Source organism: Rhizobium sp. BK181 (assembly GCF_014193305.1).
In the GTDB taxonomy this organism is placed as follows: Bacteria; Pseudomonadota; Alphaproteobacteria; order Rhizobiales; family Rhizobiaceae; genus Rhizobium.
In genome coordinates, this window is the sequence record NZ_JACHZA010000040.1 from 1 (window position 1) to 3,308 (window position 3,308).

At 69.3% G+C, this 3,308-nt stretch carries 2 protein-coding genes; both read right to left on the bottom strand.

Annotated elements, in window-relative coordinates; all coding sequences use genetic code 11:
* On the bottom strand, positions 1-1,961 hold a 1,961-nt coding region (locus tag FHT77_RS32020), incomplete at its 3' end, for a cadherin-like domain-containing protein (RefSeq protein WP_183759301.1).
* A 90-nt stretch (positions 1,962-2,051) separates the two neighbouring features.
* Positions 2,052-3,308, bottom strand: a 1,257-nt coding sequence (locus tag FHT77_RS31085; protein ID WP_183759302.1) for a type I secretion system permease/ATPase, incomplete at its 5' end; no start/stop codon positions are given.

The following is a 3,308-nucleotide window of genomic DNA, read 5'->3' on the forward strand; positions in this document are numbered from 1 at the left end:
TCGATGCCATCAAGGCTGTCGCTGCCGATATCGGCGCCGGTGGCGGTGCCGGATGCAAGGTCGACGGTAACGGCTGCCGTCGCGCCGCTGGCGTCGTAGGTGTCGCTGCCCTCGCCGCCGACATAGGTGTCGTTGCCGTCGGTAACGGGCGTACCCGCGGCCGCCTGCGGCAGGTCCCCGCCAAGCAGGCCCACCCTGAAGGTGTCGTCGCCGGCCTCGCCGAGCGCCGTATCGTCGCCGGCCTTGCCAGTCAGCTGGTCGTTGCCGGCCCCGCCCTGCAGGTGGTTGTCGTTGCCGTCGCCACCAATCGTGTCGTCGTCGGCGCTGCCGATGACGTTCTCGATGCCATCAAGGCTGTCATTGCCGATATCGGCGCCGGTGGCGGTGCCGGATGCCAGGTCGACATTAACGGCCGCCGTCGCGCCACTGGCGTCATAGGTGTCGCTGCCCTCGCCGCCGACATAGGTGTCGTTGCCGTCGGAGGTGGTGGCGGAGGCGGGGGTGGAGGTCGACGTACCCGTGGCCGATGCCGCCTGGCGCAGGTCCTCGCTGAGCAGCCCGACCCGGAAGGTATCGCTGCCGTCGCCGCCGAGCGCCACGTCCTTGCCGAGACCGCCGGTCAGCACGTCATTGCCGGCGCCGCCTTCCATGAGGTCGTCGCCGGCCTCGCCGAAGAGCTGATCGTCGCCGTCATCCCCCATCAGGTGGTCGTTGCCGGCGCCGCCGAACAGCCGGTCGTGCCCCCCCTCGCCGATCAGGCTGTCATTGCCGTCGTCGCCGAACAGGTCGTCGTCGCCATCGCCGCCGAACAGCACGTCGTTGCCAAGCCCGCCGAACAGACGGTCGTCGCCGGCCTCGCCATGGATCAGGTCGTCGCCGTCGCCGCCGAAGACGGTGTCGTCGCCGGACCCGGCAAACACCACGTCACGGCCCTCGCGGGCATAGACGAAGTCGTCGCCAGCCTTCAGCGAGATGATGTCGTCCTCAGGCGTGCCGAGCAGCCGGTCGTCGCCGTCGGTGCCGGCAATCTCGTGCGGCCCCCCCTTCAGGAGCGACAGGCTCGACTGCGTGACGATGCTGCCCTTGCCGTCGCTCACCTGGTAGGTGAAGATCACCGGGCCGCTCACCCCGCGCGCCGGCGTATAGAGCCAGACGCCGTCGCCATAGGCGGTGATCGCCCCGCTCGAGGCCGTCAGGTTGCGCACGCTCAGCTCATCGCCATCAGGATCGTAGGTCTTGGCCAAGAGATCGTCGAGGAAGATCAGCATCGACAGGTTGACCAGGCCGTTGGCCAGAACGTTGCGGCCGAGCGACACCGGCAGCCGGTTGGCGCGGGTCTCGTCATCGTCGTCGTCGCCGCCATCGCCGCCATGCTGGCCAGGGCCGCCCGGCAGTGCCCCCCCGCCATGACCGTTGCCATCACCGTCGCGATCGCCGGGACCGCGGCCACGACCATGGCCGCCGCCGCCGCCACCGTGGCGGGCCCGACCAGGATTGGGGAAGTGGAAGTTCTCGCCGTTGATGCCGATGCGGCCGTCATTGTCGTTGGCGTTGAAGGCCCGCATCACCGTGTCGGCAAGGTTCGGATTGCGCGGCAGCGGCAGGTCCTCGAAGCTCAGCCGCACCGAGGCGACATGGCGCTTGCGGATGACGCCCGAGGTGCTCGCCATCAGCTCGTCGGTCATGTCGCGCAGGAAGGCGGCGACATCGTCGATCGCCGCCAGATTGGTGGCCTCGGGACCGGGCGGCTCCACCGGCTCCGGGCCGGCCGCCTTCTGCTCATGCGCCGGCTCGGGCTTGTCCTTGCCGCTGCCGAGCACGGCGCCGAGCACCCCGAACAGCAAAGGCAGCGAGTAGATCCGCCGGTCGGCGCCCTTGTCGGCGGCAAGCCGGAACCGGTTGGCAGGCGCAACGGCCGCCTGGCCGTCGTCGGGCAGTCCGAGGATCAGTTTCTCCTCCATGACGCTCTCCTATCCTTGCTCCATCCTTTTTTAGGCCTGGCCCTCTTTGGGCCCGGCCCTGTTCAGGCCATTCCTCTTTGGGTCTGGCTGCTATTCGGCGGCGTTGACGATCCGGTCGCGGCCGGCGGCCGGCGGCGTCTTGCCGACGACCAGCGGGCGCTTGGCGGTGGGCTGGATGATCTCGTCCTTCGGTCCGAAGGCGGCAAGCCGGCCGTTCTGCACCAGCCCGACCATGTCGACGGCGGAAAGCGCGCTCGGGCGATGGGCGACGATGACGACGATGCCGCCGCGCTCGCGCACCTTGGCGATCGCCCTGGTCAGCGCCTCCTCGCCTTCGGCGTCGAGGTTGGAGTTCGGCTCGTCGAGCACCACCAGGAAGGGATCGCCGTAAAGCGCCCGCGCCAGCCCGATGCGCTGGCGCTGCCCGGCCGACAGCGCCGTGCCGTGCGGACCGAGCTCGGTCTGGTAGCCGTCGCGCAGGTGCACGACCAGCTCGTGGATGTCGGCGGCCTTCGCCGCCCGGATGATCTTGCGCGCATCCGGCACCTCGGCAAAGCGCGAGATGTTCTCGGCAATCGTCCCCTCCATCAGCGCCACGTCCTGCGGCAGGTAGCCGACATGCTCGCCGAAGAAGGCCTCGTTCCACTGGCTGAGATCGGCGCCGTCGACCCTCACCGAGCCGCGCAGCACCGGCCAGATGCCGAGGATCGAGCGCGCCAGCGTCGTCTTGCCGCCCCCCGACGGGCCGATCAGGCCGACCGCCTGGCCGGCCTTCAGCGTGAAGCTGACTTCGCTCAACAGCACCGCGCCGCTGGTCGGCGCCACCGTCGTGATGTTGTCGACCGTCAGGCTCTCGTGCGGCGCCGGCAGCTCGACATAGCCGCTCTTGTCGTTCAGCACCGCCAGCGTCTCGTTCAGCCGCTGGTGGCTGCGGCGCGCCCCGACCACGCCCTTCCACTGGCCGATCGCGAGATCAACGGGGGCAAGCGCGCGCGCCGTGACGATCGACGAGGCGATGATCGAGCCCGACGACAGCTCGCCGCGGATCGTCAGATAGGCGCCAAGCCCGAGGATTGCCGACTGCAGCATCATCCGCAGCACCTTCGACAGCCCCGACAGCGTGCCGCCGACGTCCGACGTCTTCGTCTGACAGTCGAGGTGGCGGCGGTTGGCCTTCTCGAAGCGATCGACGGCCCGCCCGGTGATCCCCATCGCATGCATGATGTCGCTGTTGCGGGCGTTTGAATCGGCAACCGAGTTGCGCGCCACCGAGGCCTTGATCATCGACTGCGAATGCCGTCGCGTCAGCACCTCGGCAACAACCGTCAGCACCGTCAGCACCACGGC